19 protein-coding genes and 1 pseudogene are annotated in these 24,103 nt (G+C 62.2%); 12 read left to right on the top strand and 8 right to left on the bottom strand.

Annotation, left to right across the window (positions count from 1 at the left end):
- Positions 1–37: 37 nt before the first annotated feature.
- Both AC1DF8_RS14065 and AC1DF8_RS14060 read left to right on the top strand, forming a co-directional pair.
- On the top strand, positions 38–982 hold the full coding sequence (locus tag AC1DF8_RS14065; protein WP_478153961.1) for a carbohydrate kinase family protein: 945 nt from the start codon (positions 38–40) through the stop codon (positions 980–982).
- Positions 983–1,012: 30 nt separating this feature from the next.
- On the top strand, positions 1,013–1,939 hold the full coding sequence (locus tag AC1DF8_RS14060) for a pseudouridine-5'-phosphate glycosidase (protein WP_112547767.1): 927 nt from the start codon (positions 1,013–1,015) through the stop codon (positions 1,937–1,939).
- A 74-nt stretch (positions 1,940–2,013) separates the two neighbouring features.
- On the opposite strand, the gene cckA is transcribed toward AC1DF8_RS14060, so the two are convergent.
- Positions 2,014–4,617 (bottom strand): cell cycle histidine kinase CckA, encoded by a 2,604-nt coding sequence (gene cckA / locus AC1DF8_RS14055; RefSeq protein ID WP_478153960.1) that lies wholly within the window; start codon positions 4,615–4,617, stop codon positions 2,014–2,016.
- A 306-nt stretch (positions 4,618–4,923) separates the two neighbouring features.
- Between cckA and AC1DF8_RS14050 the strand changes: the two genes are divergently transcribed.
- Positions 4,924–6,024: a flagellar biosynthetic protein FliO gene (locus AC1DF8_RS14050; RefSeq protein WP_478153959.1), complete on the top strand. Its 1,101-nt coding sequence runs from the start codon at positions 4,924–4,926 to the stop codon at positions 6,022–6,024.
- Between the two features lie 90 nt (positions 6,025–6,114).
- Here the strand turns inward: AC1DF8_RS14050 and dksA are convergent, their stop codons facing one another.
- Positions 6,115–6,534 carry an RNA polymerase-binding protein DksA gene (gene dksA, locus AC1DF8_RS14045; protein WP_007826301.1) on the bottom strand — a complete coding sequence of 140 codons (420 nt, stop codon included), beginning with the start codon at positions 6,532–6,534 and terminating at the stop codon, positions 6,115–6,117.
- Between the two features lie 277 nt (positions 6,535–6,811).
- Between dksA and AC1DF8_RS14040 the strand changes: the two genes are divergently transcribed.
- The 5 genes from AC1DF8_RS14040 to AC1DF8_RS14020 all read left to right on the top strand — a co-directional run bounded on the left by AC1DF8_RS14040 (position 6,812) and on the right by AC1DF8_RS14020 (position 11,428).
- Positions 6,812–7,306: a SixA phosphatase family protein gene (locus tag AC1DF8_RS14040; RefSeq protein WP_183846010.1), complete on the top strand. Its 495-nt coding sequence runs from the start codon at positions 6,812–6,814 to the stop codon at positions 7,304–7,306.
- Between the two features lie 72 nt (positions 7,307–7,378).
- Positions 7,379–8,854, top strand: a complete 1,476-nt coding sequence (locus AC1DF8_RS14035) for a YcjX family GTP-binding protein (RefSeq protein WP_478153958.1) — start codon at positions 7,379–7,381, stop codon at positions 8,852–8,854.
- Entirely contained in the window at positions 8,851–9,930 is a 1,080-nt protein-coding gene (locus AC1DF8_RS14030; protein ID WP_478153957.1) for a YcjF family protein, read from the top strand. Before AC1DF8_RS14035 ends, AC1DF8_RS14030 begins: the two co-directional genes overlap by 4 nt.
- Before the next feature lie 210 nt (positions 9,931–10,140).
- Complete coding sequence (locus tag AC1DF8_RS14025; protein ID WP_112547773.1) at positions 10,141–10,692, top strand: hypothetical protein; 552 nt, start codon at positions 10,141–10,143, stop codon at positions 10,690–10,692.
- A 121-nt stretch (positions 10,693–10,813) separates the two neighbouring features.
- Positions 10,814–11,428 carry a flavodoxin family protein gene (locus AC1DF8_RS14020; RefSeq protein ID WP_478153956.1) on the top strand — a complete coding sequence of 205 codons (615 nt, stop codon included), beginning with the start codon at positions 10,814–10,816 and terminating at the stop codon, positions 11,426–11,428.
- Between the two features lie 92 nt (positions 11,429–11,520).
- On the opposite strand, the gene AC1DF8_RS14015 is transcribed toward AC1DF8_RS14020, so the two are convergent.
- The gene (locus AC1DF8_RS14015) at positions 11,521–11,700 is read right to left on the bottom strand and encodes a hypothetical protein (protein ID WP_478153955.1); all 180 of its coding nucleotides are present in this window, start codon (positions 11,698–11,700) and stop codon (positions 11,521–11,523) included.
- A 199-nt stretch (positions 11,701–11,899) separates the two neighbouring features.
- Here AC1DF8_RS14015 and AC1DF8_RS14010 point away from each other — a divergent pair.
- Both AC1DF8_RS14010 and AC1DF8_RS14005 read left to right on the top strand, forming a co-directional pair.
- Positions 11,900–12,115: pseudogene (locus AC1DF8_RS14010) on the top strand (hypothetical protein); the annotation flags it as partial.
- Positions 12,116–12,136: 21 nt separating this feature from the next.
- Positions 12,137–12,712 (top strand): cysteine hydrolase family protein, encoded by a 576-nt coding sequence (locus tag AC1DF8_RS14005; protein WP_478154087.1) that lies wholly within the window; start codon positions 12,137–12,139, stop codon positions 12,710–12,712.
- Positions 12,713–12,788: 76 nt separating this feature from the next.
- Here the strand turns inward: AC1DF8_RS14005 and folK are convergent, their stop codons facing one another.
- The 3 genes from folK to folP form a co-directional block, all read right to left on the bottom strand.
- Entirely contained in the window at positions 12,789–13,316 is a 528-nt protein-coding gene (gene folK, locus AC1DF8_RS14000; RefSeq protein ID WP_478153954.1) for a 2-amino-4-hydroxy-6-hydroxymethyldihydropteridine diphosphokinase, read from the bottom strand.
- Positions 13,297–13,665, bottom strand: coding sequence for a dihydroneopterin aldolase (gene folB / locus AC1DF8_RS13995; protein ID WP_112547776.1), 369 nt, complete (start codon positions 13,663–13,665; stop codon positions 13,297–13,299). Before folB ends, folK begins: the two co-directional genes overlap by 20 nt.
- A 76-nt stretch (positions 13,666–13,741) precedes the next feature.
- Positions 13,742–14,635: a dihydropteroate synthase gene (gene folP / locus AC1DF8_RS13990; protein WP_478153953.1), complete on the bottom strand. Its 894-nt coding sequence runs from the start codon at positions 14,633–14,635 to the stop codon at positions 13,742–13,744.
- Positions 14,636–14,842: 207 nt separating this feature from the next.
- Here folP and AC1DF8_RS13985 point away from each other — a divergent pair, with 207 nt between their 5' ends.
- The gene (locus AC1DF8_RS13985; RefSeq protein ID WP_183879237.1) at positions 14,843–15,472 is read left to right on the top strand and encodes a DUF922 domain-containing Zn-dependent protease; all 630 of its coding nucleotides are present in this window, start codon (positions 14,843–14,845) and stop codon (positions 15,470–15,472) included.
- Positions 15,473–15,771: 299 nt separating this feature from the next.
- Here AC1DF8_RS13985 and AC1DF8_RS13980 read toward each other — a convergent pair whose 3' ends face one another.
- The gene (locus tag AC1DF8_RS13980) at positions 15,772–16,092 is read right to left on the bottom strand and encodes a 2Fe-2S iron-sulfur cluster-binding protein (RefSeq protein ID WP_112547779.1); all 321 of its coding nucleotides are present in this window, start codon (positions 16,090–16,092) and stop codon (positions 15,772–15,774) included.
- Between the two features lie 204 nt (positions 16,093–16,296).
- Entirely contained in the window at positions 16,297–16,668 is a 372-nt protein-coding gene (locus tag AC1DF8_RS13975) for an Hpt domain-containing protein (RefSeq protein ID WP_112547780.1), read from the bottom strand.
- A gap of 464 nt (positions 16,669–17,132) precedes the next feature.
- Between AC1DF8_RS13975 and AC1DF8_RS13970 the strand changes: the two genes are divergently transcribed.
- Positions 17,133–23,981: an apolipoprotein A-IV repeat region-like domain-containing protein gene (locus AC1DF8_RS13970; protein WP_478153952.1), complete on the top strand. Its 6,849-nt coding sequence runs from the start codon at positions 17,133–17,135 to the stop codon at positions 23,979–23,981.
- Positions 23,982–24,103: the final 122 nt, after the last annotated feature.

Raw genomic sequence — 24,103 nt, 5'->3', positions numbered from 1 at the left:
CTTTGCGCCGCATTCGATTCGCTTTCGAGGTGCAGAAATGAGCGGCAAGATTCTTGTCCTCGGCGGCGCCCATATCGATCGTCGCGGCCGTATCGCCGGTGAGACGGCACCGGGGGCCAGCAACCCCGGCTCATGGTTCGAGGAACCGGGCGGCGGCGGCTTCAACGCGGCCCGCAATCTTGCCCGTCTCGGCTTCGACGTGACGATGATCTCCCCGCGCGGCGGCGATCCGATCGGCGAGATGGTGAGCGAGGCGGCCGACTTTGCCGGCATCAACGACCGTCCTTTCGTCTTCCTCGACCGCAAGACGCCGAGCTATACGGCGATCATTGAGAAGGACGGCAATCTCGTCATCGCGCTCGCCGACATGGAACTCTACCGCTTCTTCGTGCCGCGCCGCCTGTCGATCCGCTGGGTGCGCGATGCTTTCGCTGCCACCGATTTCATCCTCTTCGATGCCAACCTGCCGGAGGAAACGGCAGCCGCGATCGTTGCAAGGGCCAAGGCGCTCGGCAAGCCGGTCGCGGCAATTGCCATTTCACCGGCCAAGGTCGTGCGTCTCCTGCCCTGCCTCGGAGGCATCGACTATCTCTTCATGAATGAGGCCGAGGCTGCAGCCCTCACCGGCAAGCGGCCGGACGACGCTGCCGGCTGGCCGTCGCTGCTCGGTGACATCGGCATCGGCGGCGCGGTCGTCACCCGCGGCCAGCGCGAGCTTGTCGCCTTCAAGAACGGTCGCGCACTTCTCCTGCAGCCGCCGATTTCTGACAATGTGGCCGATGTCACCGGTGCGGGAGATTCGCTCGCAGCAGGCACTTTGTCTGCGCTGATGCGCGGCCATCCGCTCGAAGAGGCCGTTCGTCACGGCGCTGCGGCGGCGGCACTCACCGTTCAATCGCGGCATGCGGTGAACGAAAATCTCGCGCCCGATCTTCTCCGCGACATGCTTTCGCTTGTCCCGGCGGCCAGAATTCTGCAATGAAGCGGCAACATCGATAAACGGATACGGATCATGACCAAACCAATCTCGCCCCTGCTGCCGATTTCCTATTCGAAGGAAGTGGCCGCCGCCAAGCAGCGCGGCGCACCGATCGTGGCGCTCGAATCGACTATCATCACCCACGGCATGCCCTACCCCGGCAATATCGAAATGGCGCGCAGCGTCGAAGCGATCATCCGCGACCAGGGTGCCGTGCCTGCCACCATCGCCGTGATCCACGGCACGCTGCATATCGGCCTGGAGGCCGCCGAACTGGAACAGCTCGCCAAGGCCAAGGACGTGATGAAAGTATCGCGCGCCGATATCGCCTTCGCGATCGCCGAGCGCCGCACCGGTGCAACGACTGTCGCTGCCACGATGATTGCCGCGGCACGCGCCGGCATCAAGGTCTTCGCGACCGGCGGCATCGGCGGCGTGCATCGCGGTGCCGAAGAAACCTTTGACATCTCCGCCGACCTGGAAGAACTGGCCCGCACCGGCGTCATCGTCGTCTGTGCCGGCGCCAAGGCGATCCTCGATATTCCGAAGACGCTGGAAGTGCTGGAGACCCGCGGCGTGCCCGTCGTCACCTATGAAAGCGATGAATTCCCGGCCTTCTGGTCGCGCTCCTCAGGCATCCGCAGCCCGCTGACTCTGAACAGCCCGGCAGCGATCGCCAATTTCCAGACGACGCGCGAACAGCTTGGTATCGACGGCGGCATGCTGATTGCCAACCCGGTGCCGGAAGCCGACGAAATTGCCCGTGAGGAAATGGAAATCTATATCGAGCGCGCCCTCGACAGCGCCGAGCGTGACGAAATCACCGGAAAGGCGGTGACGCCTTACCTGCTGAGCACAATCTTCGACCTGACGGATGGCCAGAGCCTGAAGACGAATATCGCGCTCGTGGAGAACAATGCGCGGCTAGCGGCAGAGATTGCCGTCGCACTCGGCGAATAACCGATCGTCCCCGGGGTTCCCCCCGCCAATATTACTGAGAAATTTAAGGGGCGCTCCAGCGCCCCTTTTTCGTATCAGCTATCCAGCGTCTCTTTCACCGCCACAGCCAGTTGCTTCAGCGAGAATGGCTTCGGCAGGAAGCCGAACTTGGCTTCCGGCGGCAGGTTGCGGGCGAACGCATCCTCGGCGTAACCGGATACGAAAATGAACTTCAGATCCGGATAGTTCTTGCGCAGCTCGCGCAGCAGCGATGGTCCGTCCATCTCGGGCATCACCACGTCGGAGACGACGATATCCACCTTGCCTTCGAGCTCCTCCATGATCTCGAGGGCCTCGAYGCCGGAGCCGGCCTCGTGGACCGTGTAGCCACGCGTCTCCAGCATGCGCTTGCCGCCGCGCCGCACCGCTTCCTCGTCCTCGACGAGCAGGATCACGGCGGAGCCCGTCAGGTCTTCAGGCTGCTTCGGCTGCACCAGTTCCACGACGTTCGCGCCACCTGCCGCAACTGCCTGATCGGCTGCCTCCGCCTCGGCGGCAACGGCCGGTTCGACGATATGGCGCGGCAGGAAGATACGGAAGGTGGTGCCCTTGCCGACTTCCGATTCCGGCTGGATATAGCCGCCGGACTGCTTGACGATACCGTAGACCATGGCGAGGCCGAGACCGGTACCCTTGCCCACTTCTTTCGTCGTGAAGAAAGGCTCGAAGATCTTGTCCATGATCTCGGGCGCAATACCGGTGCCGGTATCGGTCACTTCCACCAGCACCATGTCCTCATGCGGCATGTAGGAGTAGTTGAAGGCCGCGACTTCGGCGGCCGGCAGATTACGCGTGCGCAGCGTCAGCGTGCCGCCCTTCGGCATCGCATCGCGCGCATTGACACTGAGATTGATCAGCACCTGCTCGAACTGCGAAAGATCGGTTTTGACCGGCCAGAGATCGCGGCCATATTCGACGTCGAGCTTGACGTTCGTGCCAGAAATCAGCCGGTCGACCAGCATGCGAAGATCGCCGACGACATCGGTGAGGTTGAGCACCGTCGGCCGCATCGTCTGCTTGCGCGAGAAGGCGAGCAGCTGGCGCACGAGAACGGCCGCACGGTTGGCGTTGCGTTTGATCTCCATGAGATCGGCAAAGCTTGCATCGGCCGGCCGCGCCTGCAACAGCAGATGGTCGGAGGATAGCAGGATCGCGGTCAGCACATTGTTGAAGTCATGCGCGATACCGCCGGCGAGCGTGCCGACTGCATTCATCTTCTGCGTCTGCGCCATCTGCGCTTCGAGCGCCTTCTGCTCGGTCACTTCCACCGCATAGACGATGGCCGCCTCCTCGGGCGCCTCGTCGCTCTGGTCGATCACGGCATTCACGTAGAAGCGGAAGAAGCGTGCATCATCGGTCGGCGTGCGGGAATCGATCGGGGCGATATCGCCCTGCCGGTCCTTGGCGGCGGCAAGCGCTGCGGCAAGCTGCGGCCGGTCGCTCTCCTGCACGATCGTTTCCATCAGCGCGCCGCGCTCCAGATCGTCACGCGAGACGATATTGGAGAACAGCTTCAGGAAAGGCGCATTGGTGCGCAGGATCTTGCCCTTGCCGTCGACGGAGGCAATCGCCATCGGCGTATTGTTGAAGAAGCGGGTGAAGCGCATGGCGGCTGCCGAGGCCGATTGCCCGTTCTCGCCATCCTTGTCGCGCGTGAGCACGATGGTGCGGCTTTCGCCCGGCGCCCCGTCGCGCATGGAAGTGACGCGGTGGATGATCTGCACCGGCAGGCTCTGGCCGTTCGATTTGCGCAGGTCGAGATCGAGCGTGACGGTCTTCTTCAGACCCGGTTCGGCCTGCACGGACTGGATCAGCGCCAGCCCCTCGCCGGCGACGAGATCGCCGATATTCATTGAGCCCGGCATGAACTTGGTGAGGTCGAGCCCCAGCCATTCGGCAAGCGTCGCATTGAGATAGAAGATTTCGCCCTTGCGCCCGGCGGAAAAGAAGCCTGACGGAGCGTGGTCGAGATAGTCGATCGCGTTCTGCAGCTCCTTGAAGAAGCGCTCCTGGTCCTCGCGCTCGGCGGTGATATCGGTGATCTGCCAGATCTGCAGCGGCTTGCCGTCGCCATCGTCAGGCTGCAGCAGACGGGCCTTGAGACGATACCAATGTGCGCCAGCGCTGCTTCCTGGTCCGACTGCGCGCAGCAGGCGGAATTCCTCGCGCCCCTCCCGGCCTTCACGCAAGCCGTTCACGAGGCGGTAGAGCGCCTCATTCGATTCGCGGTGGCGCGACAGCAGCGTTTCCAGCGTCTGCACCTCTGTTGCCTTGCGTGCGCCCGTCAGCGCCCCGTAGGCGGCGTTGGCATAGACGATGCGGCCCTTCTCGTCTGTGATCAGCGAACCGTCCGGATGGCTGTTCAGGAAAGCGCGCGCCAGGCTGTCGGACTGGCGCTGCGGCATGACCTCGATGAAGCCGATAACGGAGGAAACGAGGAAGAAGATGCCGACCATGGCGAGAACGCCGAGACAGCCGAGTACCAGCTCGTTGCCGAGCGAATCTTTGAAGAAGACGAAGGCTGCCGCCGCCGCAATCAGCACGATCGCCAGCAGAATGATGCGTATCGCCGTGCCAGAACGCCCCCCACGATCCACAAGCGGCGCGTTATAGTCGTCGACCTGACGCGATTTCGTCATCTATTCCTCGCAAAGCCCCTCCTGCCGCGCTCGCTAACATCGCTGCGAAACAGGAATCAGGCACTCTTTCCTTCTTATCAACTTGCTGCGCCCGCAAAAACAGCAGGTTTCGTCAGACTGCTTGAATTCACAGGCAAACGCGCCAGTTTTCTTGCAAGCCCGCTGGTGTAACGGCGAGAGCTCGCCGGCCAAATAACTGCACAACACGAAATCACCTTCGCCGGTGACTGGACAGACCCGGCGGCTCTTGCCTAAGGAGCGGAAAAGTCGTCTGTTGTGCCATAATGCGAAATGGAGTGAGTGCCTATGTTCGATGATGTTGTAGGAGCTTACGGTAGCCGCTTCCTGCTTGCCGCTGGCGGCGTCGGTATTGCCCTCATCCTGCTCATCCTGGTTCTGTGGTTCCTGCGCAACCGCGCGCCCTCGCCCTTCGTTCGTGGCGGGCGCAACCGCCAGCCGCGTTTGCAGGTGCTCGATGCCGCCGCCGTCGATGCCCGCCGTCGCCTGGTGCTCGTGCGTCGCGACAATGTCGAACATCTCGTCATGATCGGCGGTCCGACCGATATCGTCATCGAAAGCCRCATCCTGCCGGAAACCGAAGCCGAAACCGGAAGTGATTTCCGCCCGCAGCCGGTCGAGGAGCGTTCGCTCGCTCCGGAGCGCGAGGTCGTCCAGCCGCGCCGCGAGCCGCCGCCGGCTCCGCAGCCGGGGCCGGTCGCCGCTCCCGTCGCACCGCCTGTGGCTGCAAGCGCCGAACCCGATCTCGAACCCTATAGCCCGGCACCGGCTGCGGTCATCGTCCCGGTCATCGCACCGCCGGCCGAGCCTATCCGTCAGCGCTCCGAGCTCCCGGTTGCTCCAGCCGTGGCTCCCCCGATGTCTGGGCAGCAGGCTTCCGCGCCACAGGTTTCTGCTCCGCCGCTGAGTGCCGAGCGCGATATCCCGCAGCGCATGTCGCAGCCTCAGTCGCGCCAGCCCGAACGCCCAGCTCCGCAACCGGTGCCCGATACCGCCAACGCTGCCGATATCCTCGATGCGGCCCGTCAGCGCGTGCTGCCGCAGCAGCGTATCGAACCGGAAGTATCCACCCCGCCGGCCCAGAGCATTCCCGCCGTCTCGCGCGGTGCCCCGGTCGCCACGGAAGATGGCGGTCTGCAATCGGCTGCCATCCGCCGGGATTTCCAGCGCATCCTTGATGAGGAAATCTCGGCCAATCCGGCCGCCGAGCGCGTCGTTCCCGTACCCAATGCGCAGCAGGCGCGCCCTGCCCCGCARCCAGGTTCCCCTCAGCCCGGCTCGATGCCGCGCCGCGATCCTGAAATGGCCCCAATGACAGGTGCGGATGCTGCCCTTCAGAAGGAAGTTGCCCGCATCTTCGGCGAAATGAGCGTCAATCGCGACAAGTAGTCCGGGGTCGGATCGCCTGGAGCAAACCGGTAAAACAAAAAGGCACCGCGATCGTCCCGCGGTGCCTTTTTCAATTCCGGTCGGGAGCGATTATTCGTCCCGGTAAACCTTTTCGCGACGCTCGTGGCGTTCCTGGGCTTCGATCGACAACGTGGCGATCGGGCGGGCGTCGAGACGCTTGAGACCGATCGGCTCGCCGGTTTCCTCGCAGTAACCGTAAGTACCGTCTTCGATGCGCTGCAGGGCTGCGTCGATCTTGGAGATCAGCTTTCTCTGACGGTCGCGGGCGCGAAGTTCGATCGCCCGGTCGGTTTCTGAGGATGCACGGTCTGCAAGATCGGGGTGGTTTGCGCTCTCCTCGGCCAGATGGTCGAGCGTTTCACGCGCTTCTCTAAGGATATCGTTTTTCCAGGCAACCAGCTTGGCTCTGAAATAAGCGCGCTGGTTCGTATTCATGAACTCCTCGTCTTCCGAGGGAACATAATTGCTAAGATCGATCTTCTCACTCAACGCGATTCTCCTGAAGAACATCTCATCTGGCGGGGTGTATATCCCAAGGGCTATCCGCGATTCAAGCCAAATAAGACACGTAAACAGATTTTTAAATCTGTCACAAATTTGAGCTAACAGTCTATTTTCTCATCATTATTCCGAACCGCGATTTTTGCTTCGCCTTCAACATGCCGTGTTGAGCATGGCGTTTCGCACTATTGAAGGCCGGCTGGCAGTTGACGTTGCGGGAGTGCAACCGCTACTGAAAAGGCTCCGTTCGAAGCTGGATTTGCCCATGGCCGCCCTCCTGCCTCCACCCCACCGGATCTACCTCCTGCGTCACGCCGAAGCCGCTTGGGCCGAGCCCGGACAGCGCGATTTCGACCGCCCGCTGAACGAGAAGGGTTTCGGCGATGCCGAGATTGTTGCCGACCGCGCAGCCGACAAGGGCTACCGTCCTGATGTCCTGATCAGCTCGACCGCGCTTCGTTGCCGCGACACCGCCGAGGCCGTGCATCGAGCCATGGGCGAAACGCTCGACATGCTCTTTGTCGACACGCTCTATAACGCCTCCGTCGACACCTATCTCGAAATTATCGACGCGCAGGATGTGGGAAGCGTCATGCTCGTCGGTCACAACCCGACCATGGAGCAAGCCTTATTGGCGCTGATCGGCCAAAAGGCTATGGCAGCCTCTGTGCCGAAAGGTTTCCCGACAGCCGGTCTCGCTGTCATCGACTATGTCGCTACGACTTCGGCATGGCGTCTCGTCGATTTCGTCGTCGACTGAGCTTTCGCGCCGCTTCTTTTTCGGGCCGCGGCCCCTCCCTATATTGCAGGCAGTGCCACCAGGGATTCCGATTTGCCGCCACGCCTGACATCCTTTGCCGACGACGCGCTGATCGCGTTGGATAATCTTGCGGACCGCGCCAGCGGTCTCGTCAATCCGACCATCCGGCTCGGTGTCACCGGCCTTTCCCGCTCCGGCAAGACCGTCTTCATTTCCTCGCTGGTCCATAATCTCCTGCATGGCGGCCGCCTGCCGCTCTTCGAAGCGGTGCAGTCCGGCCGCGTTTCGGCGGTGCGCCTGGAGCCTCAGCCGGATGATGCCGTGCCGCGCTTCCAGTATGAGGATCATATCCGCGCGCTGGTAAAGGAGCGCATCTGGCCGGATTCCACCCGCGCGATCTCGGAGCTGCGCATCACGCTCGATTATCAGAGCGCCAGTTCCTGGACGCGCATGTTTTCCCCCGGCCGGCTTTCCATCGATATCGTCGACTATCCCGGTGAATGGCTGCTCGACCTGCCACTGCTCGGCAAGGATTTCCGAACGTTCAGCGAGGAAACCATCGCCCTTGCCGCAACCGGCATCCGCGCCGAGCTGTCGAGCGCCTGGCTGGGTCTGACGAGAGCGACGGACATCAATGCTCCCGCTGACGAAATGGTCGCCCGCGACCTCGCAGTGAGCTTTGCCGACTATCTGAAGGCCTGCAAGGCGGACGAGCGTTCTCTCTCCACCCTTCCTCCCGGCCGCTTCCTGCTGCCCGGCGATCTCGACGGCTCGCCTGCCCTGACCTTCGCCCCGCTTGCCCTGCCGCCTGAAGGCCGGCCGAAGCACGGCTCGCTCTGGGCGATGATGGAGCGCCGATACGAGGCCTACAAGTCCGTGGTCGTCAAACCCTTCTTCCGTGAGCATTTCGCCAGGCTCGACCGGCAGATCGTTTTGGTCGACGCTCTCCAGGCGATGAACCGCGGTCCGGAAGCCGTGCAGGATCTGGAACGCGCCCTGACCGATGTGCTGGCCTGTTTCCGCCCCGGCACCAATTCCATCCTGTCATCGCTGCTCGGCCGGCGCATCGACCGCGTTCTGGTGGCCGCCACCAAGGCCGACCACCTGCACCACGAGAGCCACGACCGGCTGGACCGCCTCACGCGCCGTCTCGTCGATCGCGCCATCGATCGCATCGGTATGGCCGGCGCCGGCATCGATGTCATGGCGCTCGCCTCCGTGCGCGCCACGCGCGAAGCCACGGTGCGGCGCGACGGCCACGACCTGCCCGTCATCGTCGGCACGCCTATGGCTGGTGAAAAGATCGCCGGTGAGATCTTCGACGGTGAGCGCAAGACGGCGATCTTCCCAGGCGACTTGCCGGAAGATCCTCAATCGCTGTTCGAACGCATCGAAGCCGGCGATAGCACGGTCGAGCTGCCCGATGTCAACGTGGTGCGCTTCCGTCCTCCGCAGCTTGAGGAAACCGGCGGCGGCATCAAGCTTTCCGTGCCGCATATCCGTCTTGACCGCGCCATGCAGTTCCTGTTCGGAGACCGCCTCGCATGAGCAAGCCGCCGATCGACCAGCCCAATCCGCCGCGTCGCGCCCCTGCCGCCTTCACCTATGAGGAGGAAAATGCAGCACCCGAATCCCCGCGCGCGGAACGCCGCAAGCCGGCAAGCTTCTCCGGCGAGGTGGTGCTGACGCCGGATGAGGAGGATCCCTTCCTCAATCCGGAACAGGATCTGAGCCCGCTGCCGGTCGCGACTTCGCGCAAGCGCCGCACCTCCTTTGCTGGCATCGCCGCAGGCGCCTTCGGCATCCTCCTGTCGCTTGCCTTCGGCCTCTGGACCGACCAGCTGATCCGCGACCTCTTCAGCCGTGCCGACTGGCTGGGTTACACGGCGCTTGCCGTCCTCGCGATCGGCATTCTCGCCGTTATCGCCGTCGTCGTCAGGGAGACGGCGGGCATGATGCGGCTTGCCGCGGTGCAGACCATCAAGGCCGAGGCAGACGCCGCGATCCTCGAAACTCGTCCTGCCAAGGCTCGTGCCGTCGTTGCCCGCCTGACGAGCCTGCTCGATAAGAAGCCGGAAACTGCCAAGGGCCGCGCCACGCTGAAGGAAACCGAAGGCGACGTCATCGATGCTCCGCATCTGATTGCGCTTGCCGAGCGCGAACTCCTTGGCCCCCTTGACCGCCGGGCGCGCGCGCTGATCGTCAATTCCTCCAAGCGTGTCTCTGTCGTCACGGCCGTCAGCCCACGCGCCATCGTCGATCTGCTCTATGTGCTCTATGAGGCCGCCCGCCTGATCCGCGCCATGGCCGAACTGTACGGTGGTCGCCCCGGCACGCTTGGCATGCTGAGATTGATGCGCGACGTGCTTGCCCATCTTGCCGTAACCGGTTCGATTGCCGTYGGCGACAGCCTCGTGCAGCAAGTGCTGGGCCATGGGCTTGCCTCGAAGCTCTCGGCGCGACTCGGCGAAGGCGTGATCAACGGGTTGATGACGGCGCGCATCGGCATTGCCGCCATGGATCTCTGCCGCCCGCTGACTTTCAGGGCGCTGAAGCGGCCGGGAATCGGTGACTTTATCGGTGATTTGACGCCGTCGATGACGACGCGAAACGGCAATCCTTAAGAAAAAGCCGGATTGCGACACATTCCGGCCTTCTTATCAAAGCTGCAGAAAATTCCAGCGGATTCAATGCGCTACACGCGCCGCCTCAGAAACATTGCCTAGCGAAAGCCCTGTATTTCCACGCATTTTGGCGCCTCGGAAAGAAAGGATTAACCATTTTTCGGCAAAACTTCGGACCAGTTCCCGAGTGGTGTTTGCCAAGGAAAATCCATGTACTCGCGCAAGTTTCTTTTTGTATGCGGCCTGGCCGCCGCGGCATTGTCTCCGGTGGCAGACGTCGCTTCCAACGCCACTGCCGCAACCCGCGACAAAGCCTTCTTCGAATCTATCGCCGGCACCTGGAAGGGACCGGGCGAAATCGTTGCCGGCAAGTACAAGGGCACGAAATTCACCTGCAATCTCGTCGGCTCGCCGGCTGATGATTCCGCGGCCGGCATCAAGCTCGACGGCACCTGCCGCGTCGGTGTCTTCAAGCAGCCGATGACGGCCGTCATTTCCCAGTCCGGTTCCACGTACAAGGGCAAGTTCCTGGATGGCGCCGAGGGCAAGGGCCTCGACGTTGTTTCCGGCGCCGTTACCGCAGATACCGTCGTCGTCGGCATCAATCGTTCCAAGCTGAACGGCGCGATGATTGCCCGTGTGCGGGACGACAAGACCATGAATGTCACCGTTTCGGTCAAGGTCGAAAGCCAGATGATCCCGGTCATCGGCCTGACACTGACCCGCCAGGTGGATGAAATGGCTGTCGGCTCGATCCAGTAAGCAATTCATTCGGATCGGATTTTCCTGAAGCGGCGGGTTTCCGCCGCTTTTGCTTTTTGGGCGTGGGGAACCATGAGCATTTGGTCGGGTTGTGTGCGGACGAACAATCCGGAGATCGATCGTGCCCCTGAAAGCTTTCGCCCTGAATGCCACGCTGAAATCCAGCAGCGGTGAGCCCTCCTCCACTGACCGCATGCTCGCCCTCATCGGCGAAGCAATGCGCAAACAGAACGTGGAGACGGAAACGATCCGCCTTGCTGACCATAATATCCTTCCTGGTGTGACGTCCGACGAGGGACCTGGCGATGCCTGGCCCGATATTCGACGGATGATTCTCGATGCCGACATCCTCGTTTTCGGCACGCCGGTCTGGTTGGGACAACCCTCCAGCGTTGCCAAGCGCGCTTTGGAGCGTATGGATGCCTTCCTTGAAGAAACGGACGATCAGGGCCGTATGGTCTCCTATGGCCGCGTGGCGGCGGTGGCCGTTGTCGGCAATGAGGATGGCGCCCATCACGTCTCGGCCGAACTCTATCAGGCGTTGAACGATGTCGGCTTCACCATACCGGCCAATGCTGTGGCCTACTGGGTGGGCGAAGCCATGGGCAGCACCAATTTCGTCGATCTCAAGCAGGTACCTGAAACGGTCACGACGGCAGTCGACATGCTGGCGCGCAATACGGTTCATCTGGCGAAACTGCTCAAGCAGAACCACTATCCGGGCAAAGCCGAATGAGTGATACTCCAGTGGGCGGACACTGAGCTCCGCTCAAAAGTAGACATGAAAAAAGCCCGCTTCTGCGGGCTCCTTTCTGTATCGGTCAGGTTTTAGTTTGTGTTTTTGTGGCTCTGCTGACCGGCCTTCACATGCTGTTCATGCGTGCCGCCGCGGGTACGCGAACTGGATTGATTGTCGCGCGACGAAGCCTGCAGCTGCGAGCCGGTATTCTTGTGGCTCTGCTGACCTGCCTTGACGTGCTGTTCGTGTGAACCGCCTTGGTTTGCCATGATCAATTCTCCTTTTGGTAGTTGTCTGCGAGAGCGGCCCGACTGCCGTCTCGTTAGGTCAACCGCTCGGGCGCCGCCACGTTCCCCATTTTAATATTTCGTGATGGTACCGGATCATTTCCCGCCACGCGCCGTTCTTCGTAAACGGCAGGCTTGCTCCTGCCCAGCTATGGAGACGAAGGACATGAACGCGACCCACACGGATACGGAAACAAGGAGCCTGAAGCTCGCCAGGGAATATCTGCGCCTTGGCGGACACCGCCGCTCCAAGATCGACGACAACATCACCACTGTGCGCCAGTGGGAGAAAGATCCCCCGGAGGCTGAACGCTTCTGGCAGGAGCAGGTGCAGCCGCTTTCAGCAGCCGACCGCAAGCAGGTCGAGGATTTCCTGCCCAGCATCAATTCGCCATGAATGCTCGAAGCTACAGGTTCGATGCGCGAAAACTGGATCCATCTCTGCATCGATATGCAGAGGATGTTCGCGGAACGGACAGCTTGGCATGTGCCATGGATGGCGACGGTGTCGCCGCAGATTGTTGAACTCTCGGCACGGTATGCGGAGCGAACGATTTTCACGCGCTTCGTTCCTCCGCCGAGTGCCGATGCCATGCCGGGCATGTGGAGGAATTACTACGAGAAATGGCCAATGATGACGGGTGAGCACTTGCTGCCGGAACTCGTGGACATCGTTGCCGAACTGAAGTCTTTCTCGCCGCCTGCCCGCTTCTTCAACAAGCGAACCTACTCTCCCTGGGTCGACGGCCGGCTCCACGAAACGCTTGCGCAGGAAAAGGTCGGGGCCATCGTCATCACCGGCGGCGAAACCGATATCTGTGTGCTTGCTGCAGCACTTGGCGCAATCGATCTCGGGTACCGCGTCGTCCTGTTGAAGGATGCCGTCTGCAGCAGCGCCGATGAAACGCATGACGCCACGCTCGAACTGCTGGGCGGCCGCTTCTCGGTGCAGGTGGAGATCACCGAAACGGACGCATTCCTCACCAGTCTCTAAGCCGCCGTTTGCCGTTCACTGCTTCGGAATGCATGACAGGGGTCTGTGAGTGTTCGGCTCTCGTCTGTTGCTGGTATTAAGTCTTGTGCCACCACTCGCGGCTCTCGTCTGCGATCTCGATACCCGCGATGTCGGCGCCGGCCAACCAGTCGGAAACCGCCCTGCCCCTGACCACGAGTCCGGGCGCGATATCCGCGAGCGGCATCAGCACGAAGCCTCGCTCCGTCATGCGCGGATGCGGCAGTTCCAGCCGCGGCGCATCCTGCTCGATACCTTCATAAGTCAACACGTCGATATCGAGCGTGCGCGGCCCCCAGCGCTCGATGCGTTCGCGCTTCATCTCCCGTTCGATCGACAGGCAGAGATCGAGCAGCGCTTCCGGTGCAAGCCGCGTTTCTACCGCCGCGCAGGAATTGAAGAAATAGGATTGATCGGTCTTGCCCCAGGGCGGCGTGCGATAAAGCCGCGAGACGGCGGCCACGCGGCAGTCCGGATGGGCGTCCAGCACCGCAAGCGCCGACGCCATCGACTTGACCGGGTCGCCGATATTGCCACCGAGACCGAGCGTTGCGAGGCGGAATGGATTATCGGGCACGGTGCTCAACGGTCACCTGCACGAAATCGAGCACGCCGGGGATCGGCGCATTCGGCTTGCGCACCGTGATCTTGGCCCTGATGATCTGCGGGAATTTCTTGCAGAGGCCCTTGGCGATATCGAACGCCAGCGCTTCGATCAGGTAGCGCCGCTGGCCAACGACGATCTCCTCGATGATGGTGAAGGCGGTACCGTAATGCACCGTCTCGTCGATGGAATCGTTTTCCAGCGCGCTGCCAGCTTCCACTTCCAGTTCTGCATCCACGAAGAAACGCTGGCCGAGGAATTCCTCTTCGGCATGGACGCCATGCCGGGCGAAGAAGGCGCAATTCTGCATCAGGATCGTATAGGTACTCATGACGGCCTCCCCCTAAGACATGTCGCGCAAAATTCTCTATCGATTTTGCGGTAACGACATGTGAAAAAACAGAGATTCAAAGTGCGGCATGCGGATCTGATGGATCGTGACACGCTTTGGAAATATCGTTCCGGGCAGCCAGCATAGCATCGGCTACGGCAAGCGCATCCCTGTTGATTGCGACATTGTGTACGCGGAAAACAGCCGCGCCTTGAATGCGCAACAGCGCGCTCGTCGCTGCCGTTGCCGCATCGCGCTCCGCTGGCTCCCGGCCGGTGACGGCGCCGAGGAACCGTTTGCGCGACGTGCCGGCGAGAAGTGGCAGGCCGAAGCGGTGCAACTCTTCGAAACGCGCCATCAGCTCCAGGTTTTCGTCCGGCGTCTCCTTGGCAAAACCAAAGCCTGGATCGAGCACGATCCGGTCGCGCAGGACGCCGGCGGCAGAAGCGATCTCGAGCGAGCGCTCGAGAAAGAAGACCTGGTCTTCGATGATATCGGCAAGCTTCTGCCGGTCGCGACCGGTATGCATGATGCAGAGCCCTGCCCCGGTTTCAGCCGACAGCGCGGCGATTTCGGGCTCCCTCTGCAGGCCGAAGACATCGTTGACGATATGGGCGCCGGCACTGATGGCTCGCCGCGCCGTCTCCGCGCGATAGGTATCGATGGAAATCAGGACTTGCGTGCGTCCTTTGAGCGCTTCGATAACGGGCAGTACCCGCGCCTGTTCCTCCGCCAGGCTGACGGAGGCCGCGTCCGGCCGCGTCGACTCACCACCGATATCGAGAATGTCAGCGCCGTCTGCAACTGCCTGGAGCGCATATGCGACAGCCCTGTCGACCGTGTCGTAGCGCCCGCCGTCAGAGAAGGAATCCGGTGTCACGTTGACGATCGCCATGATCACCGAGCGCTTGCCGAGCTCGATCTCGCGGTCATGGGCCACACGCCAGAATCTGCTGTCGAGCTGTTTCACAAGCCTAATCCCGTCGCTAAAGCGTGTCTGCGATCATCCAGATCCGCTTGCCACACTTTAAGCCTTTGTTTTACGTATGTCGTTATCGCAAGACTGCCGCGCAGTTTTGCGCGACATGCTTTATCGAAAAAAGGCCGCTATCCGATATTGCGCTTGTGGTGGCTATGCCCCAAGCTCCGCCAAACTTCAACACAGGTTCAGTTCAGAATGCCGCTTGCGTTGCGTTATATACGCCTTCCCATCGCCTTTGCAGTGATTGCCCTTTTCCTCTGCGGCCCCGCGGCAGCCGAAGTCGTTGCGACGAAAAGCTATTCCTATTTCAATATCAAGGGGAAGACGGCAGACCAACTGGACGACGAGCTGAGCCGTCGCGGCCCGACGGCGAACGGCTCCTCCGCCCGCCACCCCGGCGCCACCAAAATCCGTTTCGGTGGCGAGGCGACCTATATTCAGGAAAGTGGCCGTTGCCGCGTCGGCAACGTCAAGGTCACCGTCCATACACAGATCATCATGCCGCGCTGGAACAACCGCAAGGGTGCCAGCCGCGAGCTGTCGATGATCTGGGATGCCCTGTCGAGCGATATCCGGCGCCACGAGGAACGCCATGCCGAGATAGCCCGCACCCAGGCGCGCGTCATGGAACGCGAACTCAAGGCGCTTCCTTCGCAGCGCAACTGCGAAGCCATGCAGGAACTCGTCTCGGATGCATCGGCTCGCGGGATAGAGGAGCACGATAAGTTGCAGGCCCGATTCGATCGCGTCGAGGCGGTCAATTTTCAGAATCGGATGCTGAGACTGCTCAACAACAGACTCAAGGGCAAGGGCGGCGAAAGATAAGCCCTTTTTGCCTTCAAGGCGAGCACAGATCGTTAGCTGCGCAATGAAACTTGTGCGAAGCTTGTGGAACTCCCAGGCTTTTACCAATCATTTTTCATTCTGGTGGACTCAACCGGAACGCGGTAATATGACTATATTCGAAAGTGCAGTAAGGCAGCTGGCTTTCGTGACGGTGTTCTCCTGGCGCGTTCCGAAGCCGCGGGTGTTCCTCCCTCATCCGTAGGTAATGCGCCCGCCTCGCCTCGCTCGCCTCCGGCGTGCGAGGCTCTCTTTTTGGAAAAAGCCGCTATTTTGGGGAATTATGCCTGCCGTTCCGGCACGTGCACGGTGAGCCCGTCATAGGCGGCCTTCATCCTGATCTGACAGGAAAGGCGCGAGGTCGGACGCACGTCAAAGGCGAAGTCCAGCATATCCTCTTCCATCGCTTCCGGCGGGCCGACGACCTCGGTCCACTGCTCGTCGACATAGACGTGGCAGGTCGCACAGGCGCAGGCGCCGCCGCATTCGGCTTCGATGCCGGGCACGGAATTGCGGACCGCATTCTCCATCACGGTGGAGCCTTGATCGACATCGAGGTCGAAGCGCGTTCCGTCAAAGGCGACGATGGTAAGTTTAGGCATCAGGATGATTTCCGGTCTTTCATAGGAGATGTGCGGATTTTCTTCCGATAATTCGGCGCGTCAGTCAACATGCCGGTTTCGCCTGCAAACCTCGCAGATCAGGCAAGGCTCCGCCATTCTCAAAGCGTCATCGACGAAGTCGCAAAAAGACCCGCCGTTCCCAAATGGAACAGCGGGCCCAGCTTCTTGCTGACCTGTCCTGCCTTATCCGCGGCAGAGTTTCAGAATGAAATTCTCGGCATCGACAACGGCCGCACCGAGTGCTGCCATCGCGGCGACATCGCCATTGTTCTCTTCCACCGCTTCCGCTGACTGCGAAACCCGGAAGGCGCCGACTGAACTTGCCGCTCCCTTCAGGCGGTGCGCTGCAGCACCCACCCTGGCGGACTCGCCGCTGGCAATGTCCTGCAGGCAGGCGCGCGCCTGGCGCGCAAACATCTGGAGAACTTCGATTTCCACCGTCTTGTCGCCCATCGTCTGGCGCGCGAGATGGACAAGATCGATCGGCCGGATCTTGGAAGGCGAAGGCCCCGCGGAATTGTCGGGTGCTTCGAAAGCGATGCTCACTGCTGCCATTTGCCAATACTCCCGTCTTGTATTGCCCGCGCTTGCTACTGTTGTGCGGTCGGAGAATGGCGATCCCGTTAAATTCCGGCACATTCGGCGTGGAAATCTAACCATATGGTTAATGTCCCTTAAATATCGCTAAAATATCGGCTTTTGGCCCGCTTCGAAATTTTAAAGGTGTTAACAACAGGTTAAGAGCGATGGAAACGCAAGGGTTCATTAATTGTGTAAGGCACCCAGATGTGTCACTACGATACTGTTGAGGCGGGCTCCTGCCGCGCGCCTTTGCCGTCAGAGTGGATAATGGTAGTGTTTTGATACCTTTCGTTTGCAAAATCGGCTATCTACTCTGAAATGACATGCTTATCCGTCCGTCTTGGGATGGAAGGCTGGAACGGCGAAGGTTCTTTCCGGGTGAAGGCGATGGCCCGGATGCGCTGCCGGACTTGCCGGGAATTGTGAGGCGTATCGGAATGGCGAATAACAAATACAATGAATCGATCGAGGACAAAGCGTTCAAGGCATTGGACGAGGCGCTTCAGATTGATTTCGGCCAGGAAAACGTGCCGTCTCGCCGCGGTAACGCGCCCCACGCCCCGGAGGCTAATGTGACTGACCCATCCAATGCCCGCAATCAGGCCCAGGAAGAAGCACAGCGCCGCCGCGGCCGCGCCGCCCGAACCGGCGACCAGCAGGCTCCGCGGGCACCGGCCTTCTCTCCGGCCAACGATGCCAGCCGCAATTCACCCGCCTCGCTTCTGAAGTCGCTGGAAAACGGCTCCAGCCGCTCTGCCCTGCGCACGGCCGCTCTCGTCTCGATCCTGTGGGTCGTCATCGGCCTCGGGCTGATGTTCATGCTCTATGCGCCGCAGATCTCGCAGATCCGCTCGCTGACCGATCTTGCCGCCCTGCCGGGCGTGATTGCCGGCCTTGTCGGCATCATCGTGCCGGTCATGATGTTCTATGCCTTTGCCATCATGATATCGCGCGCCCAGGACATGCGTAACGCCGCCCGCTCGATGGCGGAAGTGGCGCTGCGCCTCTCCGAGCCGGAAACCATTGCTTCCGAACGCATCATGACGGTCGGCCAGGCCGTGCGCCGTGAAGTCTCCGCCATGAACGAAGGCATCGAGCGCACCATCGCGCGTGCCTCCGAACTCGAAACGCTCGTGCATTCCGAAGTGAATGCGCTGGAGCGCTCCTATGCGGATAACGAACTGCGCGTGCGCGGTCTCGTCCACGAACTTGGCTCCGAGCGTGAGGCGATCGTCAATCACGCCGACCGCATCCGCTCTTCCATCGCCGGCGTCCACGACCAGCTGAAGGAAGAACTGTCGCTGGCGACGGAAGAGATTGCCATCCGGCTTGCCACCTCGGGCGAAGCTTTCGCCTCGCTGATCGATACGCGCGCTGCTGCGATCATGGAGAAGTCGGACAGCGCCATCCAGTCGCTTGGCACGCTGCTTGCCGCCAAGACCGATACGCTGCTCCATACATTGACGGCCTCCGGTCTTGCGATCGGCAATGAATTCGACAATCGCCTGGACGCGCTGACCAGCACGATCAACGAACATGGCGAGCGCCTGCTCACCCAGTTCGAGACGCGCGCCTCGACGATGGATGCAAGCACCGAGCGCCTGAATGCCGCCCTGCAGGAGCGCACCCAGCAGCTCAACGAAATTCTGGTGTCCCGCACCCGCGAGATCAATCAGAGCCTGACATCGGGTGAACGCACGATCACCGGCACGCTCGACGACGTGCTCTCCAGGTTGAACACCGCTCTCGATGAAAAGGGTGCGAGCTTCCGCCAAAGCTTGCAGTCGAGCGCCGACGATGCGGTCATGGATCTCGACGTGCGCTCCGGCTTCTTCGAAGAGCGCCTGCAGACGACCGTCGCCCAGCTTTCGACAGCCTTCGACGAACGCGTCGCCGAATTCACCGATGCCTTCGACAAGCGTTCCGGCTCGCTCGATACCAAGCTCATCGAAAGCCTCACCCGCATCAACGAGACGCTGTCCGGCAACGCGGATTCCATCGAAGGCATCCTCAATAGCAATATCGAGCGCCTTGGCACGTCCATGACCGAACAGTCGCTGGCGCTGGCGACGGCCTTGGCAACCGGTCAGGAAGTGCTGGACAGCACCCTTTCCAGCCGTGCAGACGAAATCACCTCGGCGCTGACGAACCGCACCGGCGAACTCGGCTCGGCGCTGAGCAACGCCACGTCAGAGATTTCGCTGGCGCTGGCAGCCGGCACGTCCGACTTGCAGAACAATCTCGCCGCCCGGGCAGCCGAATTCCGCGACACGCTGCAGACGACCACTACAGACATCACCACTGCCGTCAACAGCGGCACCGAAAAGGTGACCGGCGCATTCAGCGGCCGCGCCGAAGAGCTGAGCGGCGTTCTCGCCGCCCGCGCCGCCGAAATCACCGGTGCGCTGAAGACCGCGCATACCAACCTCGACAGCGTGATGGCCGAACGCGGCGGAGCGCTGATCGGCGCCCTTGCAGACCACCACAGCCGCTTCGACGAGGCGCTTTCGAGCCGTTCCGAAGCCATTATAAATACTGTCTCGGGCACCCATGACCGTCTTGCCGAAACCCTCGACGAGAAGGCGATGGCTCTGGCGATCTCGCTGAACGAGACGCAGTCGCGCATCGAAGACACGCTCTCGACCCATTCTGAAACGCTCATCAACGCCGTTTCCGGCACCCATGAGCGCCTTTCCGAAACGCTCGATGAAAAGGCGATGGCGCTTGCCATTTCGCTGAACGAAGGCCAAGCCCGTATCGAGGATACGCTGGCGACCCGCTCGGAAGCCATTATCGAGGCTGTTTCCGGCACCCATGAGCGCCTTTCCGAAACGCTCGACGAAAAGGCGATGGCGCTTGCCATCTCGCTGAACGAAGGTCAGGCCCGCATCGATGATACGCTGGCGACCCGTTCGGAGGCATTGCTCAGCTCCGTTTCCAGCACGCATGACCGCCTCGCCGARACCCTCGACGAGCGGGCCATGGCGCTCGGCATTGCGYTGAACGAAACGCAGTCGCGCATCGAAGACACGCTGTCGACGCGTTCGGAAGCGCTGATCAATGCCGTCTCCGGCACGCATGACCGCCTCGCCGAGACCCTCGACGAGCGGGCCATGGCGCTCGGCATTGCGCTGAACGAAACGCAGTCGCGCATCGARGAYACGCTGTCGACGCGCTCGGAAGCGCTGATCAATGCCGTCTCTGGCACCCATGACCGCCTCGCCGAAACGCTCGACGAAAAGGCGATGGCGCTTGCAATCTCGCTGAACGAAAGCCACAGCCGCCTGGAAGATACGCTGACGACGGGCGCCGACGCTTTCGCCAATGCAGCCGCCGGCACGCATGAACGGATCGCCGCAACGCTCGGCGAAAGCCAGCTCCGCATCGAGGAGGCGCTCGCCAATCGCGCCGAATCCATCGTCAATGCCGTCACGAACAGCGCCGACCGCTTGTCCGATACCCTCGACGAGAAGACCATGGCGCTCGCGATTTCGCTCGACGATGGCCAGAGCCGCTTCGAGTCTGCGCTCGAAAACCGCAGCAACTCCATCATGGATACCGTTGCCAATGCCGAAGAGCGTGTTGCCGGCGCCTTTGCCGACCGCACGGAAGCGATCCGCGCCGCGTATACGGACAACCAGGCACGTCTGGAAACCGCGCTCGCCGAGCACACGTCGACCCTATCCGAAGCCCTCGATGCCGGCAGCGTCCGAATGGAAGGCATTATCGGCAGCATGACGGGGCGCATCGAGGATGGCCTGACCGACGCCCAGCAGCGTATGGCCGCCCTTGCCAACGATGCCGCAAGCAATGTCGAAGGCGGTCTTGCCGCCGCGCATGATCGTATCCGCGCCACGCTCGACGACCGTACGAATGCCATCACGCTGACGCTGAGCGAGGCCCATAACCTCATCAACGACACGCTCTCCGAACAGGCGACCTCGATCGGTACCTCGGTTGCCACGAGCATCAGCATGCTCGAAATGTCGCTGGAGGATCGCGAAGCTGCTATCCGCCAGGCCATCGACGGCAGCGCCCAGGCGCTCGAGGATCGCATGCGCGAAGGCGCCGGCCAGATCGCCGGCCGCTTCCAGGAAGCTGCCAACACGATCTCGCGTTCGGCCGCCGATTTCTCCGGCCATCTCGACCATTCCGTCGACAACCTGACAGGCCGCTTCACGGAAACCGGCGCCCGTGTCGAGGCCAGCCTTGCCGCCATCGAGACCCGCATTGCCGATGGCGTCGGCGGGCTCGCCGACAAGGTCGATGCTGCGGGCAACCAGATCTCCGGCCTCCTGGATGACGGCGTCTCGCGTCTGGGCTCGATCGGCGACGACGCAGCCCAGCGCATCGCCGCAACGCTCGGCACCAGCGCCGCAAACCTGACCCAGGCGCTCGACAGCCGCGGCGCCAGCCTGAAGGATGCTTTCGACGGCCGCGCCGCCAGCCTGACGGATGCACTGCAAGCCGGCAGCGCCAACCTCACCCAGGCCCTCGACAACAGCAGCGCCAACCTTACGCATGCTCTCGACAGCCACAGCGCCAACCTCACCCAGGCTCTGGACAGCCGCCGGGCTCATCTTGCCGAAACGCTCGACAGCAGCAGTGCAAATATGGCCCAGTCGATCGACGGCCGGACCTCGGCTTTGGGCGACATGATGGATCGCGGCACCGCGCGCATCGAAGAGCGTCTCTCCACCATGGACCGCGCTCTGACCGTCGGTCTCGATGCCGTCAACCGCACGATCGAAGGCAAGGCAGCCGGTCTTGCCGCAAGCCTGCGCAACGCCGTCGCCGAAGCTGCCGAAGGCATGGATGGCGAAGCCACCAAGTCCTCCGAGCTGCTCAGCCGCACCGGCCAGCAGTTCGCCGAAGCCATGGACGAGCGTTCCTCGCAGATCGTCAACCGCGTCGCCGAGGCACAGAGCCGCCTCGCCGGCCAGGCTGCCGCCGTTGCTCAGACCTTCTCCGAGGCCGGCAACGTCATCGTCAGCAAGGTGGCGGAGGCCGAAAACATCGTCAGCAGCCAGGTCAGCGCCATCAACCATGCGCTGGCCGATGCCGGCCAGACGCTGGCCGCGCATGGCAACTCGATCCGCTCGACGCTGACGGATGCCGGCAGCCAGATCACATCCAGCATGGCCGAGGTCGACCGTGCGCTTGAGGCCCGCAGCAGCATCATTCGCTCCAGCCTGGAGCAGCGTGCCCGCGAAATCGACACCACGCTCACCGATATCGACAAGGCGCTGGAAGCACGCGGCAACTCGATCCGCTCAACGCTCGACGAGCGCAGCCGCGACCTGAACTCCATGCTTGCCGGCCGCTCCACCGAGCTGTCGCGCATCCTGGATGAGACGGCGCGTCCGATCATCGACCGCTATACCGACGCCGGTCAGGAAGCTGCAGCTCGCATCACCGCGGCAGCAAGCCTGAGCGCCGAGCGCCTGCGTGCGGAAAATGAAGCACTCACCGAAGCCGTTGCCACCCGCGCGGAAAATGTCGCCAATGCCGTCGCCGCGATCGAGAACAGCCTGACGAACAACGTCAACGGTCTCGTTCAGCGCCTGTCGGAAAGCAGCGCCGCCATGTCTGTCATGATGACGCGGGCGGCCGATCAGCTGAGCGGCGTCGACAGCCGCCTCGGCGATACGACCACGCGCTTTACGGACTCTGCCGCGAAGGCTGCCGAAATGGTCTCCGCATCGACCCGCCTTCTCGAAGGCAAGGTCGACCGCCTGTCGGATATTTCAGGCCAGACGCTCGCCCAGGTGGGCAGCATCATCGGCCGCTTCGACGACCATTCGAAGGTTCTGGGACAGGCCTCGCATCTTCTTGCTGCCGCCCAGTCCGGTCTCGTCTCGACGCTCGAAGAACGCGAGACCGCCCTGCAGACGCTGGCAGCTGGCCTCGTGCAGCGTTCTGGCGAGATCGAAAAGACCATGCGCGGCCTCGGCGGCATGATCGAAACGGTATTCGAACGCGCCGAGCAGCGTTCCAATCAGGTTACCGGTACGCTGCGTCAGAGCGTGCAGGCCTCGTTTGCCGATATCGGCCGCGTGCTTTCGGACACCGAGAAGCGCGCCGAAGAGGCAGCGTCCAACATGCGCGAAGCCATCAATCGCGCCGGCGAGGAAGCCAATGCCACGATCGACACCAGCTTTGCCAATGTCGAGCGCCGTTCGGGCGACCTCACCAACCGCCTGCGTGGCGGGCTGACGGCATCGCTGTCGGAAGTCGAGCGCATGCTCGGCGAAGCCGGGCGCGCCTCCGATCATGCGGCGCAGAACCTGCGTGAATCGCTTCGCGATGCGATCGATGAAGCGGTCGGCCGCTTCTCGGGTGCAACGGAAGAGATCCGCCGCTCCGCAGCCGATATCCGCAACGAACTCGACACGACCCGCGCTGAACTGAAGCGCGGCGCGTTCGACCTGCCGGAAGAAGCCAAGGAAAGCGCGTCCGCCATGCGCCGCGCCGTTGCCGAGCAGATCAAGGCCCTGCAGGATATTTCGCAGATCGTCGGCCGCTCCAGCCAGCGTCTGGAAATCTCCGAGCCGGTCGCCCGCACGCTTGCCCAGGCAGAACCTGCACCGCGCGTCACCCAGCCGGTGATCCCAACGGCTCCGGCCCCGCAGCCGGCACCGACAGCTCGTCAGTCGATCGAATCCATGGGCCTGCGTGGCGCCATTGCGCCCACCCCGGCTTCTGCACCCGCCCCGCAGCGCCCGGTTGCCCAGGCTCCCCAGCCGACACCTGCTCCGCAGGTTCGCCAGGAAGCGCCGCGGACGGAACCCACCAGTGGCGGCTGGATCAGCGATCTCCTGCGCGGAGCCTCGCGTGACGAGGCCGAAGAAGCGCCGCGTGCGCCGGCCCGCCCGGCAGCGGAAGCTGCTGCTCCGGCCCCTGCTCCCGCTCAGCGTGCCAATGATGCGCGCAACCCGCGCCATGTCGTTGAATCGCTGAACTCGCTTTCGGTCGATATCGCCCGCGCCATTGATCACGATGCCTCGGTCGATCTGTGGCGCCGCTACCAGCGCGGCGAGCGCGACGTCTTCACCCGTCGTCTCTACACGCTGAAGGGCCAGCAGACCTTCGACGAGATCAAGCGCAAGTACGACCGCGAGCCGGAATTCCGCACCGCCGTCGATCGCTACATCGGCGATTTCGAAAAGCTGCTCGCCGACGTCGCCCGGACCGATCCGAACCGCACGGTCACGCAGTCCTACCTGACTTCGGATACTGGCAAGGTCTATACGATGCTTGCCCACGCCGCAGGCCGGTTGAGCTGAGTTGCCGGGCGAAACCTGACATGGTGAGACAAAAAGGGTCATCTGTGGATGACCCTTTTTTATTGCCCCGGCTCCCTCATTCCGTCACAAACATCCCTGATCCGCATGCACCAACGGGGCAT

The organism is Rhizobium sp. 05N49 (assembly GCF_056396805.1).
Note: the sequence above shows the minus strand (reverse complement) of the source record. Positions and strands in the feature narration are given on the sequence as shown.

Coding starts and splice junctions, on each gene's coding strand:
- AC1DF8_RS14065 (WP_478153961.1), top strand. CDS start 38: ATGAGCGGCAAGATTCTTGTCCTCGGCGGCGCCCATATCGATCGTCGC.
- AC1DF8_RS14060 (WP_112547767.1), top strand. CDS start 1,013: ATGACCAAACCAATCTCGCCCCTGCTGCCGATTTCCTATTCGAAGGAA.
- AC1DF8_RS14040 (WP_183846010.1), top strand. CDS start 6,812: ATGGCCGCCCTCCTGCCTCCACCCCACCGGATCTACCTCCTGCGTCAC.
- AC1DF8_RS14025 (WP_112547773.1), top strand. CDS start 10,141: ATGTACTCGCGCAAGTTTCTTTTTGTATGCGGCCTGGCCGCCGCGGCA.
- AC1DF8_RS14015 (WP_478153955.1), bottom strand. CDS start 11,700: ATGGCAAACCAAGGCGGTTCACACGAACAGCACGTCAAGGCAGGTCAG.
- AC1DF8_RS14005 (WP_478154087.1), top strand. CDS start 12,137: ATGCGCGAAAACTGGATCCATCTCTGCATCGATATGCAGAGGATGTTC.
- folB (WP_112547776.1), bottom strand. CDS start 13,665: ATGAGTACCTATACGATCCTGATGCAGAATTGCGCCTTCTTCGCCCGG.
- AC1DF8_RS13985 (WP_183879237.1), top strand. CDS start 14,843: ATGCCGCTTGCGTTGCGTTATATACGCCTTCCCATCGCCTTTGCAGTG.
- AC1DF8_RS13980 (WP_112547779.1), bottom strand. CDS start 16,092: ATGCCTAAACTTACCATCGTCGCCTTTGACGGAACGCGCTTCGACCTC.
- AC1DF8_RS13975 (WP_112547780.1), bottom strand. CDS start 16,668: ATGGCAGCAGTGAGCATCGCTTTCGAAGCACCCGACAATTCCGCGGGG.